Below are 380 nucleotides of genomic sequence, written 5' to 3' on the forward strand. Positions count from 1 at the left end.
GACCATGTCCCACAGTGAACGGACCATGAGTTCCGGGGTGTAGTGGGCGTACTGGGTGGCGCGCATGAGGCCGGCCCGTTCGGCATCGCTCGTGCTGTCATGGAGAGCACGGCCAATGTCCTCCCACCCGGCGCGGAACCCATCATTCCCATGGGGAAAGAGCGAGTTGGCCAGTTCGCCCGCGCCGAAGCCGGTAAACCGGATCAGGACATCCTGTTCGGCCGTCGTGGCGGCGCGGTCTTCCATCTCCAGTTCCGCCAGCAGGCGGATCGCCGCGATGTTGTCACGCGCGCGCTCCTTCCACGTCGCCCCCAGGTGGCGGGTGCCGACCAGACGGTAATCGGTGCGCGGGATAATGAGGGGAGTGGACGCGGATACGG

1 protein-coding gene is annotated in these 380 nt (G+C 66.3%); it reads right to left on the reverse strand.

What is annotated here, in order from left to right; genetic code table 11:
* The coding region (locus DY926_RS14935) for a hypothetical protein (protein WP_148707811.1) at positions 1-380 on the reverse strand (380 nt) is incomplete at both ends.

The sequence above is a fragment of the Komagataeibacter melaceti genome, assembly GCF_003403295.1.
GTDB classification, from domain to species: Bacteria; Pseudomonadota; Alphaproteobacteria; order Acetobacterales; family Acetobacteraceae; genus Komagataeibacter; species Komagataeibacter melaceti.